Genomic DNA, 15,952 nt, shown 5'->3' on the forward strand with positions numbered 1-15,952 from the left:
AATAAATCCCTTTTTCCCATTCAATCCATTATTTTAGTTATGGGTAGTAAGATGAACGAGAATCTAAAATTATTATAGATTATGATAGTGACAACTTCCGTCATAGTTATTATATTACGGAAGATTAATGAGCCTGTAAACGTTATTCCGCCTATCGCCGTGCCGGTACCTGACAACATTACTGCACTTAATGATCCCAAAGAGGGACTCTTTTCCCAGTAGAAGTGTGTCCGTTCAATAATCTGCTTTTCTGTACTGAATCAAGGATAACGGCTGTCTCACCCATCTTTAATGGGCTCGTTATATATAAACGAATCAATGCTATCCGTGTAGTCAGCATAAGATAAAAAGGCAGATAAATCATCCCCAGTAAAATTTGAATAAGTATTGTATCTGTTGTTAGACAAAATGTGAATTGTTGCCAATATCGGTAATCCTGAGGTATGAGTTGCAAGATTTTTCGTTGTTGATATGACGCCGTTATAGAGTTGGAAAGTCGTCAGCATTTAAAAAATAAGTTCTAGACTAACAGACAGTAACCCAAACAGCGGCAAGAATGAAAAAATAAAGTCATTGATTGCCACTGTTTTATTGAACTATCGCCCCTTTAGGTCGCTGGGTCAACCGCAAAACTAGGCTGGAACGTAGGTCAACCTGATCACCTGCTCGCCAATTCGATCGCTTGCCACGAGTCGCAGTGGCGGCCGTGGACCGACGAATAACGGCTTGCCGTCACCCAGCACGACTGGATGGAGATAGAGTCGATACTCATCAACGAGACCGAGCTCCGTTAGACTGTGCGCCAACTCTGGCCCGGCAACTTCAATCTCCCCTTCATGCTGAGCCTTCAGCCCACGTATGGCCGCCGAGAGGTCGCCCTCGATCAGAGAAGCGTTCGGACCGACGGACTTTAACGTCCTCGACACCACCCACTTTGGTTTGCTTTGCCACGCAGCTGCGTATTCCCGTTCCGGCTCATCCCATTCAAAATGGTCTCCGTCTCCGTCCCCGTCCCAATACCGCATGGTCTCGTACATGCGGCGCCCGTACAGGCAACCCGTTAGACCGCGCACGTCTTCGATGAAATGACGGAATAGTACGGGGTCGGGCTGAAATGCCATATGGTCGACGAACCCGTCCAGAGACTGGTTTAACGCAAAAACAATCTTTGCCATGCGACTGACTCTCCTTCCTGGTTTTCTCGCACATTCATCATCAGAATTATACGTTTCATATGCAGCCTCCTCTAGGTCTACATTTTATCATCTAACTGCATGCCCGGTTTCTCATGGATTGCTAATGTGCACAACCCGACAGAATACAACGAAAAAAGCAGCCGATTTGAGGTCGGCTGCCTTCAATGTTTTTGTCTCCAAAAGTAGATTGTGCTAAGGGGACACGACATCTAAATGAAAGGTCATCTAACCGTCTGGTAAACGAGGCCTATGGCTCCAGAATCAAATGTCTTGTTTTCGATAAGTTTTAGATTGATCTTCTCCTTGAGACCTTGGAATAACGGCAACCCGCTGCCGATTAGGACGGGAGAAACCGTAATTTTATACTCATCTATTAAATCAAGCTGCATAAGGTAGTGTGCGAATCTAGGACTACCGAGGATGACCATATCCGCGCCTGGCTGCTGTTTGAGGTTCTTGATCTCTTCCTCGACATCTTCTTTCACCAGTCTGGAATTGTTCCATTCGACTTTCTCCAGCGTCGTGGAAAAAACGATTTTGGCTGTCTTTTCGATCCACTCGGCATGATTCCGTTCATGCTGCGAAGCTGATGGGTTCGAAGGCACAGATGGCCAGTAACTGTGCATCATCTGATAAGTCCCACGGCCCCAAATGACAGTGTCGGCAGTACTCAGAATTTCTTTTGCGTGTTTCTCCAAATCAGCATCGTAGGAAACCCAGCCAATGTCCATTTCACCGTTAGGCCCTTCTACAAAGCCGTCAAGCGATGCGTGCAAAAATAGAACGAGTTTTCTCATCTTTAGTACTCCTTTGTTCATAAGAGATATCTACATTAACTACATTATAGGACATTTCTACATGGGTTGTTTCTTACGGATTGCTAATCACGATGTCATTAATGCAGAGGGATTTCTATTAATGTTTTTCCAACTTATAAAGAACAGGGGAATACTTCGAGTCGAGGTGTATTTGCTTATTTTACTGTTACTTATGATAGAATTCCAAGAGGGAATCTAGCTGACTATAAATTAATATTTCACTGTCTAATACAACCTATGTGTAGGTGAATCTGGTAAATCTTTTCGGAATTGCCCTTTATTATGTATAATGCTAGCCAATTGGTTTCAAAAGTATATTTTCTTCGTACTCATTTCCTCTTGAATCGTTCCAAATAATATTAACTGTTTGTGGTTCATTACTAGTCACAGAACTCTTTGTTCGATTCAATGGAATTTCTATTGTTCTGGTTGTAAGCCCTGTTTCTTCTAATATTACTTTACCATCATTAATGTCGATCTTATATACTTGAACATCATCCCAGTCTTCATCTTTATAAAACAAGGTATACATTCCTGATTCGTCTTGACCTGTTATACTTGAGTTTAACTCGCCTTTCCAGTGAATGCTTTCTCCTTTTAGCGTTATTTTAGTGTTCTTGTCTATACATCCTGTCGAAATCATTATAAACACCACCAGGATAAACATCGCAGCAAACTTGAAAACATTTGGATTTTTATACATTGGTGCCTCCCTCTTTTTTGCTGTGATTATACAATAAAAAATTCGATTTATTATATTATTTAGCAATTTATTGTATAAATACCTCTGCCATCGTGAAACGAACAGTAAATAGGTCAACCAGTAAACACTGGTTGACCTATAATAATGCCTTAAAGAAATTGTCGTTTGAGGGGGTGCGACTTTCCACACTGACAACGTAACATTGATCGCCCCTACTTCATTTTTAACCGACTGCAACAGAAGTTGGTGCGACATCCGTCGATCGGCAAAGTCTCCTCAACTTAACTTCCCCACCAAGCTGAAAAAGGAACAGTAACCTCTCCAGTTAATGAAACAGTTTCGCCAATTTTAGGAATAATTAAATTAACATTTGCTTCGTTTGCCTTTTGTAATGCTCGTTCCACCGGTTCAGTCCAAGCATGATAAGCAAGGGTAAAAGCCCCCCAATGAATTAACATCATATTCTTCCCATTTACGTCTAAATGAGCCTGAACAGCTTCTTCTGGTGTCATATGTACCCAAGCCCATCGTTTGTCATATTGACCGCCTTCAATTAAGGTCATATGAAATGGTCCGTATTTCTTGCCTATCTCCTTAAAATGTGAATCGTATCCTCCATCTCCGCTGGTATAGACCCGTGTGTTCTTCCCAAGAATAACCCATCCACCCCATAAGGTAGTATCGCGATTGAAAATTCCTCTACCGGAGAAATGTTTCGAAGGAGTTAAAGCAACCGTTAAACCTTGAAACGCAATCTCATCCCACCAATTGAGTTCTATAATTTTTTCCTTTGCAACTCCCCATCGATTAAGATGGGCACCTACTCCATGAGGAACAAAAAAATGACCGACCTTACTCTTCAGTCTTTGGATGGAAGAATAATCTAAATGGTCATAATGGTCATGTGTAATAAAAACAGCGTCTAAAAATGTCATTTCATCAATAATATGCAGCATATTTTTTCCGTATCGTTTGCTGCCCGCGAAGGAAACCGGTGAAGCAACGGGTCCTAACATAGGGTCCACCAATAACTTTTTATTATCAATACTCAATAGGAAAGCAGAGTGCCCGAACCACGTTAAACTATCTTTTTCGCTGTTTATTTTGTTCCAATCCATGACTGATTCCTGAATGGGCCCGCTAGGGCTACGATCTTTTCTTCCAGCAATAAAATCCTTTATCATGGAGAGGAGATCCATAGCACTCATGCTCATCTTTGTAGGAACCTGATTGACAAATTTCCCATTGGAAAAATTATCAAACTTACTATACGCCGTTTTTTGTTTTTTCATTGCGTTGCCGCCAAAGGTTGGGTGTATGCTTATAAACAATAAAACGATAAGAGTGACGACGACGAAAAAGAGGAACAAATAAAACATGATTTTTTCATTCCTTCCTGAGGTGTAAAAGCATTACTTGCTGAACAGTAAACTACAATCCGTATGAAAGAACTGCGAATAAGTGCACGAAGAATGGAGAGGCCGCCTTTCGATGCTGGTTTTGAAGTTAAAGGCGTTAATATTCGGCGAAAAAAAATCCACCGCTTCTTTGTACCCGACCACTCTGGTTGGGGATGTGATCATAGGTCCATTCCCTTTTCTGCCATAATCATTCCTCCTTATTCGTGTTAGATTCGCATTCAGCTCCAAGCTATGCTGCCCATGCTGCTAATCCAATCAACATGTCATCGTCCAACATTGACGATCTTCCTGACCCATGCTTGCTCACTCGTCGCCGCCCGCAATAGGCAGTCGGCACAGTCCATAAAGGGTAGCGGCCGGAGTGGGGCGATGCGAGCTGATGGGCCTGCTGTATATTTTAGAGTGCCGTCTGCGTATTTGAGCACTGACGCTCGTACAATGACCCAATCCAGTTCGCTCTGTATTACCGCATGCTCAGCAATCGCCTTATCCTCGATCGCCTTCCAATAGATGCGGCGCATCATGCTTACTGCCCAGCGATTTACAACAGAAAGTTCTTTTCCATTGCTCAAATTAATGCCGCTCTGCATGACTAGACGCTTAATGCCAGTCCGCTGACAGGCCGCAAGGATATTCGGAATTCCCTCCGACATGACGGTACCCGGTGAGAAGTTTGCCGCCATGACACTCTTTGCTGCCATGATATTCAGGAATCCCTTCTTTGCGGTACCCGGCGAGAAGTTACTGGGTGGACCGATACAGCTGATTACCGCATCTGTATCGGCAATGGCTTTAGCCATCCCAGGCGCGTCGAATACATCCCCCTTCCGGATGATTAGACGCTCTGCAGGGGTAATGACATCCGGCCGGCGAGCCACGGCTACAACCACATGTCCCAATTCTAGCGCCCGCTCCATAACTTTCCTTCCAGTTCCCCCTGTGGCTCCAATAATCGCAATTTTCATTAAATGGTCCCCTTCGACTGATGATCATGATTGACTTCATCCTCATAAACGCACAAAATTGCACAATAGTATACTAAGAAACAACTATGTATAATTGTAAACAGAAGTTGAAAGTCTACAATTATTAAAAAGGCAGGTTCCGTGCATTAGTTCACAAATCCTTTAGAATTGTGTATTTATTTTTCAGAGAAGCTGGTGATGCTCATTGTTAAAGCTGGATCGAAGGATACGAAAAACCCAAGAAGCCATAAAAATGGCTGTAATTGAACTGATGATCGAAAAAGAATTTGATCAGATTACGATCCAAGATATTTCCGACAGGGCAGATGTTAGCCGAAGAACGATCTATCTTCACTACATGGACAAATTTGATCTTCTGGATAAGCTTATTGAGGAGCATATTGATGATCTGCGGAATATCTGCGAATCGACAGACGATGACGCCGATTATAGGGATGCGGGGTTGTTATGGTTCGAGTATTTCGAGAACCATTCTTTATTCTTCTCCGCATTGCTCGCGAGTAAGGGGACCCTTTTTTTCCGCAATCGATTCCTTGCGTTTTTTATCCAAGAGTTAGAGAAAGAGAACAATATGTCCGAAGTGAGCAATCAAGGGTTAGCGGACGGTGTGAATGTTGATATTCAATTTCTAGGAGCGGCTATCGTAGGGGTAGTGGAATGGTGGTTCAAGAATGGAAGGCCTCTCCCTCCTTCCTTTATGGCGTGGCGGGTCGGGGCATTGCTTGAACGGAATCTTAATGCTGATATACGCTTGACTGAAGGAGACTTCCACCAAACAACATCGTGTAATCAATGAATACATTAGATAAATAACCTCAACCCTTCCGGTATAAGGATAATCCGGCGTCCATGGAGCGGTTAGAACGCAGCCGCTTTATTACGTCTTTCTGACGTAGGATTGCTCTGCGTAATTCCCTCCCCAATCACAAAGCGATCTTAAAATGGGTTCAAGTGATTGACCCAGTTCCCGAAGTGTTCGATCCACAAGTTCTTGACAAACGATCAAGATTAGAATTAATATATGGAATAATCGATCCATAATTCTTCATAAGTTAGAGACGAACTGGTCTCCTATATTACGGATAGGGATGTGTTTAAAAGATGATAACGTTTAGAGACAAAACATATCGTTGCACCTCCGAAATTGTTCTCAGTTTAGTTAGCGGCAAGTGGAAAATAGCTATTTTAAACCAGTTGGCAAAGGGTCCGATCCGATTTAATGAGCTGCAGCGGCTCCTTCCGGACACGACACAACGAATGCTTACGATGCAGCTAAGAACGCTTGAACAAGACGGACTCATTAGTCGCAAAGTTTATCCAGTTTCACCGCCTAAAGTGGAATACGATTTATCCGAGTTGGGCGAACAGTTGGCTCCCATGCTCCTGATGTTATGTGATTTTGGCTCGACTTATATCGAGAGCTTTCCCAATGAAGTATCGTACACCAATCAAAAGCATGCATGAGAAAAAATGAGCTGAACACAACTCGCTGTCCTTTAATCGTTACACGCCATAAATAGAACATTAAGAGGTACCCAAAAAGGGTACCTCTTAGCTTTGTATTTCGTATTCACAAGCTTCCTTCGTACTGGCCGTGCTGTCCATTTTCCTCTTTTAACGTGCTGCTGCGGGCCCCACGTTCCAGTCCATAGTTGATCAAAGCCAGCACCGCAGCTAATACGGCTACAATCCCTCCTGCCCAAGAAATATCAATGAGCTCCATGTTCGTCGTGACATATCCGCCCAAGGCGGATCCCATCGCAATACCAACATTGACGGATACAGAGGTTAAGGACGAAGCGAGGTCTCTTGCTTCCGGAACATGCTGATCTGCCCAATCAATGAAATACAGCTGCATCGTCGAGTTCATAAGGTAAACAACAAGAGCCATGAATGAGATGCTGACGAGTCCCCATACAAGCGATCCGGAGGTAAAGTAAAGTGATGCTAAAATGACGGCCTGAGCCAGAAATACATAGCGAATTTTTCCCATCCCGTCATAGACAGCCAGCTTACCTCCTATTAATGTGCTGAAGATGGACACGATGCCATACAGTAAAAAGACAAGACTAATGTAGCGTGCCGGAACAAAAAGCACATTTTCAAGTAAAGGAGCTAAATACGTATAGACGCTATAGGTTGCTGCAATGCTTAACGCAGGAATAAAGAAAGCAAGCACAATTCTAGGATAGGCGAATAATTTGAGTTGTTTTTTTAGTGAACTCCGCGTCCCCTTTAGTCCTCTTGGAATGGTTGCGAAGCAAGCTATTAGTGAAACGATCCCCAGTGTCGTGGTAAACCAATAAGCCATAGACCACCCACCCCATTGTCCGATGAAAGTGCCAAGGGGGACGCCCAGCACGCTGGCCACGGTGAAACCCGTAAAAATAATGGAGATCACCGGACCTCTTTTATCAATAGGCATCGTTTCGCTGGCCACCGCCATTGCAAGTGCAATCAAGACACCGGTAACCACGGCCGCGATCACTCTGGACACCATAAGCAAACCATACGATCCTGATATAGCCGTGATTATATTTCCAACAATAAATACGCCGATCAAAGTGAGAATGAGCGGATACTTAGAAAATCGACTGAATAACGCCGTGAAAACCGGAGTACCTATGGCAAAAGACAGAGCGAAAAACGTCACAAGGGAGCCTGCGGCCGATATGGTAATCTTCATATCCAAGGCCACTTCGGATAATAAGCCGACCATCACAAATTCACTGGTTCCCAGGACAAAAGTCAATAAAAATAAATTCATAGTCAGAAACTTTTGTTGTTTAGTCAATATATTTCTCTTTCCTCTCCTATTCAGAATGTAAATCTCATTTCTTACGACTTACAGCAATAAAAATTGTGTACCGTAGCCTTTGCCTGAAACATAAGCCGCTTCCAGCTCCTCCGGATCCCCTTTGTCCAATAAAACCACATTTTCGGGATACAGTTTGCCTAACAAAGCCCATAAGACCAGTTCATTTCCGCCGGTTGCAATGAAATGGATGTCGTCTTTATTCGTCACCAATCCAGAGTGGGAGAGGATGTCTGCTGCAAAGTGCGAGCTGATGGTATTCCTCTGCGGAAATGAAGTGCCTGCATTGCCGCTTCTATGCGGCCGATACATAAAGCGCTGCCCCCTAAAAAGCTGACCGAGATCTACCGAAAACTCGTGTTCATCCATTTCTATGCTGAATCGCAGGGTCGTTCTATCGGTACCGTAATTTGGCAGCAACCGGGCAATGATAGGTTCATCGTAATTCTCCCCAGAAAACGAAAATATGTCCTCTTTTAACGGTGTACCCTTACCTGCTTCGACACGCGGCGCAGCATAATAGTCGTCATATTCATAATCGAACGAGACCGCAATCACATCTTGTGGTTCATTTGCAGCTATCGTTTGTACCGGATGCCACTTCAGCAGATAAAGGGCCGCCGTCCGGGCCGATTCACCCAAGCCTGCCGGCAAGACGGTTCCCAGACGGTATTGGAAGCCGTAACCGGCTACGTTCAAACCCGAGCTGACCACACCTTGCGCATACTGAACAATCGATTTGTGCGTGAGTTTTTTTCCGAGTAACTGTGTTAAAAATATCTCCCGGATCGGCTCCAGAAAACGCAGCCCTTTAAACTCCGAATATTCCTTGACTTCAAACGGAACCTCCTCCCAATTTGCGAACGGAAGCAAAGCGTCCCGCAGCAAAACGAATTGGTGCAAGTATTCATTATAAATTTGCATGATCCTCGGGCCGCCATATGGTCCCCATACTTGAGCGGTAGCTTCCGGGATCAGGGGATGACCATAACAATGGCTTCGAAATTCCAGCTTGCCAAGGGCTTCTGAACCATATTGTGCAAGCGCCCGCTTTTCTGAATTTATATCCCTCGCCCAGCTTACCAATTGTTCGCCTATACGCACCGCTTGAGCTGTGAGCTCAAGGCCGGCTTTATCTTCTAGCGCCAGGGGGCCAAGCGGGAGGGCTGACACACGTCCGGTAATCGCCAAGTTGGCCTGAAGGCTGTTCAACAGCACTGTCGGATCACCGTTTACCGGTTCCCCAAGCTGGACCAGCATCGCTTCAAGCATTTTGTCTAGCTCCATAACGATATCCTTTGCCCGATATATACCGGCAGGCAAATTCCAATCCAATGCCTCGTTCGTGCCCAATCTGATGGAGTCGTTCGGATACTTGCCAATAAGAGGCTCAATATCGATTGCCTTCCCCCATACGATTTGCTTATCCTTTAAATCGAGTTGATATTTATTCATTTTCTCGCACCTCTCCTAACCATTTTTTAAACGATCGTAACGCTCATTGAAATATGGAATGATCGTTCTATATGTAGGTTATCAGGTTCTTTTATGCTTGAGTAGTACGCACTTTATTGTTTGATCCGATCAATTTTGTAAGGTAGGATACTTTTTGATACTGGGACTATGAGGAGTAAAAAAACCTTCATTTCCTTATGAGCAGCTTCTATGTCATCAGGCAATACACTTTTCCGAGCATGCAGGATATTTATCTAGATTGCCGTACTTAATATAGGTCGGATTGATAATCCAACGGCATCACTATTTAAAAGGAGACCTACGATATGCGGAGCGAAGCTATATTGTTAGTGGATGATGAGGAAGGTATTTTGGTCATGCTTGAAAATCTGCTTCAAAAAGAAGGATTTATCGATATCGTAAAAGCCGGTTCCGCAGCTGAAGCGCTCCATGCCGTGCAAACAAGACGATTCGATATGATCGTTCTTGACGTCATGCTTCCGGACATGGATGGATTTTCGCTGTGCACGGAATTGCGCAAAACCATCACGACTCCGGTTTTGTTTCTGACTGCCCGTTCCAGCGACCTGGATAAACTTCGTGGCCTGTTCTTGGGCGGGGACGATTATGTAACCAAACCATTTAACCCTCTAGAGGTTATCGCGCGGATTCAGGCACATTTAAGGCGGAGTATGATGGTTGAATCCAATCATCAAAACGCCGAAGAACTTTATCGATTCAAGACGTTTACCGTGAACCGGTCAACGGGCCAGCTCATTATCAATCAAAAGGATACGCCTTGTCCGGCAAAGGAATTTGAACTTCTCCTCTATTTCTGCAAGCACCCCAACCGAGTATTTACAGCCCAGCAGCTATACGAGCAAATATGGGGCTCGATGGTTCATGGTGATGAGAAGACTGTTGTCATTCATATTTCAAGATTACGCAAGAAGCTGGAAGTCGATCCGTCTACTCCTAAGGTTATCGTTACGTTAAGAGGAATCGGATACAAGTTCGTTCCGCCGTCGGGAGGCTAATATCATGAATTTTATGCTACGCATCGCTCTTCAGCTGCTGGCGGCTTTCGTTTTTCTATTGATTTGTATTCAAGTGATCATCATCGGGGTTGCCTGGTTATTCTGGCCGGATCTGATTCGGACCGGTAGCACATCGAATCATTACGAAATCTTCGTGGTCGTCTTGTGCAGCGTTCTCTTTGTTGTTACCTTGCTTTTGATCGGATGGTATCTAGGGAAGCCGATTTACATCATGATCGTCTGGATCAGGCGCCTGGTTAGTGGACGGTTCGATCCGCCCCCGGGCTGGAAAGACCTCCGCTCCGATCACAAAGGCACGCTGAAAATTCCGTATTCGATTTACAAGGAAGTGTTCGAGCACCTACGAATGCTTGGCAGCACGCTCCAAAACAACGAGAAGGCGCTCCGCGAAGCGGAACAATCGAAGCAGGAATGGATTCGAGGGATCTCTCACGATTTGAAAACACCGTTAACCTATATCTCCGGTTATTCCGCGATGTTAGTTCACCCTGATTATCGGTGGAGCGAAACGGAGCAAATCGAATTCCTGTCGGTTATTCAGCAGAAAGCCGCGCATTTGCAAGAACTCGTTGAGGACCTTAATGAAACGGTTAATGGTCCGATTCCTCTAAATGCAGAGCATACGGATATCGTTGAACTTGTGCGCAGAACGGTAGCGGATGTCAGCAGTGCTCCTTGGGCTGTCGGATATGCATTTGTCATGGAGTCGGAACCAGAACAATTATCGATAAGCTGCGACCCGAAACTCATGACACGTGCTATTCGGAATTTGCTTGTCAATGCCGTCGTCCATAATCCGGAAAATACCCAGATTGAGATTCGAATTAAGCTGCTCGATCCTCGGATTGCGGAGATTCGCATCAAAGATAACGGGGTCGGATTCAACCAGCTTGCGGAGCGTGATACGATTCAATCAACAAACGAACATGCGGGGCTTGGATTATCCATCGCTAAGAAATTTATCGAGGCGAACGGCGGGAAAATAACTGTCCAAAGCTCTCTTGGTGAAGGGACTTCTATTATGATCAGGCTGCAGGCAGAGCACAATTAGGGTGAAGTTTTGTTCCCGTTTACCTCATGTTTACCCAGCCTTCTTATACTGATCGTAACGATGTATAAGGAGGCGTGATCTATGAATCCCGCAAATGAAAAGAATGTATCCTCAGCCTTGCCGGATCAATCGGAAACTCCAACGCTGCATTGGTGGAAGCGTTGGCCGGAGTGGGTCCCTTACGCGACGTTTATTTGGACGATCACTTACGGCGCGCTTGGACTATATTGGTGGGCAGGGGGCCCGGGCTTCCCGCTAGGCTCGGTTAATGATCCAGGTGCGGCTCACTCCCTGTTCCGGCAGGCAGCAGCCGCAAACGGCGGGCTGTTCATCGCTTGCCTGTGTTTACTGGGAGCAGGGACTATACTCTTATTAAATCGGAAACCCCGCGGGATCACCCGAGCAATCATGCTGCTATACGCTTGGAGCGCAGCCATCGTCCTTTGCTTTGCGATCCCGGATCCCCGCGCACTGATGGGGATGGCATATGCCCCACTATCCTTGATCGGAGCCTTATTCGGACAGTCATTAAACTATCTCGATTTCTTCACATGGCCGGTCGTGAACCAATATATCTGTCTCATCGGTGGTTTGTTATGGGCCGCAACGGCTTTGACCTACCAGCGCCACACCCGCGATGCTTGCAGGTATTGCGGACGAAGCAAGGGTCATACGTTACGGCGGATGAACGCAGTGGCTCGTTTGGGAAGATGGGCAACCTATGCAGCGATTCTAGCCCCACTTTATTATGATATCACTCGTATAGCTTGGCTGTTCGGAATTCCTTTTGGAATCACCAATGAAATGCTATACAGCCTGCAGGCTTCTGGGGCGGATTGGGCCGGAGCTGGACTTGCCTTGGTCTCGATCGGAGGTGCCTTTCTCACACATGGACTTATCAAGCCTTGGGGGGAAAGCTTCCCCCGTTGGTTTCCGATTTTGGGTGGTCAACGTGTCCCTCCTGCTTTAGCCGTCCTACCTGCCGGATTCGTTGCGATCCTGTTAACGGTTACCGGCATCCAAGTCACTCTTGAGTTTACGATGAGCGGTGATTTTCAGAATTGGGGAGGCACAACGCCGCTTCTACTTATGCCAATCTGGGGGATTGCTCTGGGGGTAGCAACCATTTGCTACTATTACCGGAGACAAGGGAAATGCCGTCAATGCACATGATACAGGGTATCCCGTGATTCGGTTTGCTCGGTCCGCACCTATCTAGAGCTTGCCGGAGATTTATGCCCTTTGTAAGCAAACGGCTGATACGGATGTAAGTAACACGGCTATAATGAAACTGGCGACATATAGAAAGAGTTTTAGACACTTTGTTTTTTGTTTCACTCACCTGCCCGATAGCTCAATAAAAAACAGCCGAGCATTCTCGCCGGCTGCCTTATTGAGTTGTTGTTTCCCGTTGAAAATGTAGATTATTGTGTCGATTCCTACAACATGGTAATTTCATGTCATTTGACAGTCGTCATCCAAATTTATTTTCATTATGCTCTATCATATAACGAAAATCTTCCTCAGTATCGGTCGAAAAAATAACCGGTACTTGTTTTTTGCAATTGTCGAAATGTTCATTGCGGTGACACCCTCCGTTACGACCGATATAGTCCCCCTTCTTCTCCATAACCCGTTTGTCCATGCAACATTTTCTCCGTCAGAATATTCATCGGTAAAATTATGCGTCCTTAGCTGCAAGCACTTAAAGATAGAAGCAAGCATCCGATCAAATAAAGTCCTGCGCATCCACTTCATTTAACCGTTTGAGAAGGAGCCCATAATGATTCTGATGCACGGCATATTCAAACATCGCTTCAAACTGCTTATCTCCCGGGGTACTACATTGCTGTAACCGCAAAAGAAAATCGAACATGGTTTGATTAAGGACTCGCAACTTCTCCGCATTGTATCTTGTTTCATCCGCAGCAAATAATGACAAGACCTATCCCAGCAATTCTTTGGCTCCGTTCATCACTAAGGGCATAGTCTGTTTAACGAATGATTCCGCACTTATGAGTCGCCCCTCATTGTTCCAAACGTAAGCAGCCCCATACATCCCCCAACTTAGCATGATAGAAGCTGTATTTATTAAGAATTGCGCGTTTGGAGTCGATAGCATCTTTTCTTTGTCTATAAAGGAAAGCAGTATCGTTTGAATTTTTTCCTTTATTTGAAGTTCGAATACAGCTCCAAGTGAGGTATACCTTCTTTTGCACATAGTGCTTAGACCCTTGTGAAAATCGCATATACCTAGAAAAATACTCTGAATGGTTTCTTCATTTAATACTTCGTGACCGCTTATTCTACGATTTATGATTGTCATAAAGGATTCCATTAGTCTGGCCTCAAGAATTTCGAATTTATCTACAAAGTGCGCATAAAAAGTCGCTCTGTTAACAGTAGCCCTCTCTGCAATATCCCTAACGGTTATCGATTCAAAGTCTTTTTCTTGAATTAATGAAGCAAAAGCGTCTTGAAGGAGTCGCCGTGTACGTATCACACGAGGATCAGCTTCATTCTTTTTGATTGTCATGGTTAAAATCTCCCCTAATAAAACGACATTATAGAAATCGTGTTGTCTATACAACGGTTTATGGTTATTGATGATTGCACACCATTCGGTTGGTATTATAGCATATTAATACAACAAGTGTTGTTCAAACAACTAACGTTGTATTGCAAAATGCAAAATGCCACATTTCTAGAAGGAGGAGAGAACCCATGACGATTTTACACCATCACTAATGATGGAGTACCAATTTTTTTTGATGTATTCGAGAGCTCCGGTCGGCGGATCCCGAGCTCAAGATTTCGCTGAAGGAATTGACCGAAACATTACGGCAAATCACGCTGGCTCCTTCAGCCGCTACTAACTTCCGATTATGCTGATGGCCATTAGCAAGGCGGCAAAGTCGGTGCATTCCACGGGTGAGGCTGGAAGTCGATGATGTAACTTTCATTAATGAAATGCCTAAGGATAACAAAATGTAAAAGATTGTGGGACCCGAATAAACAGCGGCGAGCTAAGATCTTTTACAGGTTATAAACATCAGATTCTATCAAGGCGTCGTACAGCTATATTAGAGTCAGTCAACAAGCTGGGGGGTTCTTTGATTGATGAATACAAATAATTAATATATGAGTGATTGATCATATATGCACGAATTTCGGAGTTTTACATATGTATCCAAACTGCGATCATAGTACTTTGTTTTATTGATTTATATTTATAACATCAGGAGAGTGAATTATGAAGAGCACATGGAAAGTTTACGTTCTAGCCTTGGTCAGCTTTTTAGTTGGAACATCCAATTACATCATTTCCGGGATATTGGACCGGATCGCAGAGACGTTGGGAACAAGCGTTGCGGCAGCAGGCCAGCTCATTACGGTTTATTCTCTGGCCTATGCGGTCGGCACGCCTATTTTTATGGCGCTGACGGCCAAAATGGACCGGCGTAAGCTCCTCCTTTATTCACTGGGTCTCTTTATTGCCGCAAATCTACTGACATTTATATTGTCCGGCTTCGGTCTCTTCATTGCCGCGAGAATCATTACGGCGTTAGGCGCGGGGGTGGTCACCGTTAACGCGCTCAGCATCGCCTCCAAAATCGCTTCGCCAGGCAAGCAGGCTAGCGCCATCGCCAACGTTACCATGGGCATTACCGCATCGCTCATCATCGGCGTCCCCCTCGGCAGAATGGTAGCCTCGGCTTTTGGCTGGAAAGCGGTATTTCTGGCCATCGCCATTGTCGGTGTCATCGCCATGCTTGTCATTGCTGCGGTTTTTCCACGTATACAGGGCGACAAGCCTGTCCCTTTGATCAAACAATTTGCTTTGTTAAAAAAACCTCAAGTTTTGGTTGCTTTAGCGATTACTTTTTTCTGGTTGGGAGGATATTCCCTCGCCTATACCTACATCTCCCCTTTTCTGCTAGAGGTGACTCATTTAAATGATTCATTGATTAGCGCAGCACTGTTCGTGTTCGGCATTGCCAGTTTGATTGGCTCGAAAGTCGGCGGCTACAGCGCTGATAAACGGGGTATTAAATACACGCTCGTTTCAGGGATGGTGCTTCACGTCATTTCGTTGATTTTACTATCCTTAGTCGGACAGTCGGTCATTGCCGTATTCGCCACTTTGATCCTCTGGTCTTTTGCCGCCTGGTCATCCGCTCCGGCGCAGCAATTTAACTTGGTTTCGCTTGTTCCTGAATCCTCGGGCGTCATGCTGAGCTTGAACAGTTCCATGATGCAACTTGCCATGGCTGTCGGCGCAGGAATCGGCGGGCTGATCGTTAACCGTGTTTCTTTGGCATCCATTACCTGGTTCGGGGTACTCGGCGTACTCATTGCCATCATTGCCGTGATTGTATTGTCCAGCATGGCATCACGGCATTCGGCGGTGAAGGCCTCCACTAACCAATCATGCTAATAACCTGTCCA

Annotated in this window: 15 protein-coding genes and 1 pseudogene; 6 read left to right on the plus strand and 10 right to left on the minus strand. The window is 45.0% G+C overall.

Annotation, left to right across the window (positions count from 1 at the left end; all coding sequences use genetic code 11):
* Positions 1-632 precede the first annotated feature (632 nt).
* From MKY82_RS16775 to MKY82_RS16795, 5 genes are all read right to left on the minus strand, one after another.
* Positions 633-1,175 carry a dihydrofolate reductase family protein gene (locus MKY82_RS16775; protein ID WP_339293886.1) on the minus strand — a complete coding sequence of 181 codons (543 nt, stop codon included), beginning with the start codon at positions 1,173-1,175 and terminating at the stop codon, positions 633-635.
* Positions 1,176-1,417: 242 nt separating this feature from the next.
* Positions 1,418-1,993, minus strand: a complete 576-nt coding sequence (locus MKY82_RS16780; protein ID WP_113059855.1) for a dihydrofolate reductase family protein — start codon at positions 1,991-1,993, stop codon at positions 1,418-1,420.
* A gap of 313 nt (positions 1,994-2,306) precedes the next feature.
* On the minus strand, positions 2,307-2,717 hold the full coding sequence (locus MKY82_RS16785) for a hypothetical protein (RefSeq protein ID WP_339293887.1): 411 nt from the start codon (positions 2,715-2,717) through the stop codon (positions 2,307-2,309).
* Positions 2,718-2,998: 281 nt separating this feature from the next.
* Positions 2,999-4,096: an MBL fold metallo-hydrolase gene (locus MKY82_RS16790; RefSeq protein WP_339293888.1), complete on the minus strand. Its 1,098-nt coding sequence runs from the start codon at positions 4,094-4,096 to the stop codon at positions 2,999-3,001.
* A 305-nt stretch (positions 4,097-4,401) separates the two neighbouring features.
* Entirely contained in the window at positions 4,402-5,103 is a 702-nt protein-coding gene (locus MKY82_RS16795; RefSeq protein ID WP_339293889.1) for an NAD(P)-binding oxidoreductase, read from the minus strand.
* A 205-nt stretch (positions 5,104-5,308) separates the two neighbouring features.
* On the opposite strand from MKY82_RS16795, the gene MKY82_RS16800 reads away from it, so the two are divergent.
* On the plus strand, positions 5,309-5,920 hold the full coding sequence (locus tag MKY82_RS16800; protein WP_220685185.1) for a TetR/AcrR family transcriptional regulator: 612 nt from the start codon (positions 5,309-5,311) through the stop codon (positions 5,918-5,920).
* Positions 5,921-6,001: 81 nt separating this feature from the next.
* On the opposite strand, the pseudogene MKY82_RS16805 reads toward MKY82_RS16800, so the two are convergent.
* Positions 6,002-6,109, minus strand: a pseudogene (locus tag MKY82_RS16805) (winged helix-turn-helix transcriptional regulator); the annotation flags it as partial.
* A 116-nt stretch (positions 6,110-6,225) separates the two neighbouring features.
* Here MKY82_RS16805 and MKY82_RS16810 point away from each other — a divergent pair.
* The gene (locus tag MKY82_RS16810; protein ID WP_339217249.1) at positions 6,226-6,588 is read left to right on the plus strand and encodes a helix-turn-helix domain-containing protein; all 363 of its coding nucleotides are present in this window, start codon (positions 6,226-6,228) and stop codon (positions 6,586-6,588) included.
* 106 nt (positions 6,589-6,694) lie between these two features.
* Here MKY82_RS16810 and MKY82_RS16815 read toward each other — a convergent pair whose 3' ends face one another.
* Together MKY82_RS16815 and MKY82_RS16820 are read right to left on the minus strand one after the other, a co-directional pair.
* On the minus strand, positions 6,695-7,918 hold the full coding sequence (locus tag MKY82_RS16815; RefSeq protein ID WP_339293890.1) for an MFS transporter: 1,224 nt from the start codon (positions 7,916-7,918) through the stop codon (positions 6,695-6,697).
* 51 nt (positions 7,919-7,969) lie between these two features.
* Complete coding sequence (locus MKY82_RS16820) at positions 7,970-9,394, minus strand: hypothetical protein (protein WP_339293891.1); 1,425 nt, start codon at positions 9,392-9,394, stop codon at positions 7,970-7,972.
* Between the two features lie 326 nt (positions 9,395-9,720).
* Here MKY82_RS16820 and MKY82_RS16825 point away from each other — a divergent pair, with 326 nt between their 5' ends.
* The 3 genes from MKY82_RS16825 to MKY82_RS16835 all read left to right on the plus strand — a co-directional run bounded on the left by MKY82_RS16825 (position 9,721) and on the right by MKY82_RS16835 (position 12,676).
* The gene (locus MKY82_RS16825; protein WP_194542814.1) at positions 9,721-10,431 is read left to right on the plus strand and encodes a response regulator transcription factor; all 711 of its coding nucleotides are present in this window, start codon (positions 9,721-9,723) and stop codon (positions 10,429-10,431) included.
* Positions 10,432-10,435: 4 nt separating this feature from the next.
* Positions 10,436-11,503: a HAMP domain-containing sensor histidine kinase gene (locus MKY82_RS16830; RefSeq protein WP_339293892.1), complete on the plus strand. Its 1,068-nt coding sequence runs from the start codon at positions 10,436-10,438 to the stop codon at positions 11,501-11,503.
* 81 nt (positions 11,504-11,584) lie between these two features.
* The gene (locus MKY82_RS16835; protein ID WP_339293893.1) at positions 11,585-12,676 is read left to right on the plus strand and encodes a hypothetical protein; all 1,092 of its coding nucleotides are present in this window, start codon (positions 11,585-11,587) and stop codon (positions 12,674-12,676) included.
* A gap of 301 nt (positions 12,677-12,977) precedes the next feature.
* On the opposite strand, the gene MKY82_RS16840 is transcribed toward MKY82_RS16835, so the two are convergent.
* Together MKY82_RS16840 and MKY82_RS16845 are read right to left on the minus strand one after the other, a co-directional pair.
* The gene (locus MKY82_RS16840) at positions 12,978-13,148 is read right to left on the minus strand and encodes a hypothetical protein (protein ID WP_194542817.1); all 171 of its coding nucleotides are present in this window, start codon (positions 13,146-13,148) and stop codon (positions 12,978-12,980) included.
* A gap of 300 nt (positions 13,149-13,448) precedes the next feature.
* The gene (locus MKY82_RS16845; protein WP_194542818.1) at positions 13,449-14,039 is read right to left on the minus strand and encodes a TetR/AcrR family transcriptional regulator; all 591 of its coding nucleotides are present in this window, start codon (positions 14,037-14,039) and stop codon (positions 13,449-13,451) included.
* Between the two features lie 717 nt (positions 14,040-14,756).
* Here MKY82_RS16845 and MKY82_RS16850 point away from each other — a divergent pair.
* Positions 14,757-15,941, plus strand: a complete 1,185-nt coding sequence (locus MKY82_RS16850; RefSeq protein ID WP_339293894.1) for an MFS transporter — start codon at positions 14,757-14,759, stop codon at positions 15,939-15,941.
* The last annotated feature ends 11 nt before the right edge of the window (positions 15,942-15,952 follow it).

Source organism: Paenibacillus sp. FSL W7-1279 (assembly GCF_037969845.1).
GTDB lineage: Bacteria > Bacillota > Bacilli > Paenibacillales > Paenibacillaceae > Paenibacillus_AQ.

What these genes read in the sequence shown, in the direction of transcription:
- MKY82_RS16795 (WP_339293889.1), bottom strand. Translation starts at nt 5,103, where the DNA reads ATGAAAATTGCGATTATTGGAGCCACAGGGGGAACTGGAAGGAAAGTT.
- MKY82_RS16840 (WP_194542817.1), bottom strand. Translation starts at nt 13,148, where the DNA reads ATGGACAAACGGGTTATGGAGAAGAAGGGGGACTATATCGGTCGTAAC.
- MKY82_RS16835 (WP_339293893.1), top strand. Translation starts at nt 11,585, where the DNA reads ATGAATCCCGCAAATGAAAAGAATGTATCCTCAGCCTTGCCGGATCAA.
- MKY82_RS16780 (WP_113059855.1), bottom strand. Translation starts at nt 1,993, where the DNA reads ATGAGAAAACTCGTTCTATTTTTGCACGCATCGCTTGACGGCTTTGTA.
- MKY82_RS16785 (WP_339293887.1), bottom strand. Translation starts at nt 2,717, where the DNA reads ATGTATAAAAATCCAAATGTTTTCAAGTTTGCTGCGATGTTTATCCTG.
- MKY82_RS16830 (WP_339293892.1), top strand. Translation starts at nt 10,436, where the DNA reads ATGAATTTTATGCTACGCATCGCTCTTCAGCTGCTGGCGGCTTTCGTT.
- MKY82_RS16790 (WP_339293888.1), bottom strand. Translation starts at nt 4,096, where the DNA reads ATGTTTTATTTGTTCCTCTTTTTCGTCGTCGTCACTCTTATCGTTTTA.
- MKY82_RS16845 (WP_194542818.1), bottom strand. Translation starts at nt 14,039, where the DNA reads ATGACAATCAAAAAGAATGAAGCTGATCCTCGTGTGATACGTACACGG.
- MKY82_RS16850 (WP_339293894.1), top strand. Translation starts at nt 14,757, where the DNA reads ATGAAGAGCACATGGAAAGTTTACGTTCTAGCCTTGGTCAGCTTTTTA.
- MKY82_RS16775 (WP_339293886.1), bottom strand. Translation starts at nt 1,175, where the DNA reads ATGGCAAAGATTGTTTTTGCGTTAAACCAGTCTCTGGACGGGTTCGTC.
- MKY82_RS16820 (WP_339293891.1), bottom strand. Translation starts at nt 9,394, where the DNA reads ATGAATAAATATCAACTCGATTTAAAGGATAAGCAAATCGTATGGGGG.
- MKY82_RS16825 (WP_194542814.1), top strand. Translation starts at nt 9,721, where the DNA reads ATGCGGAGCGAAGCTATATTGTTAGTGGATGATGAGGAAGGTATTTTG.
- MKY82_RS16810 (WP_339217249.1), top strand. Translation starts at nt 6,226, where the DNA reads ATGATAACGTTTAGAGACAAAACATATCGTTGCACCTCCGAAATTGTT.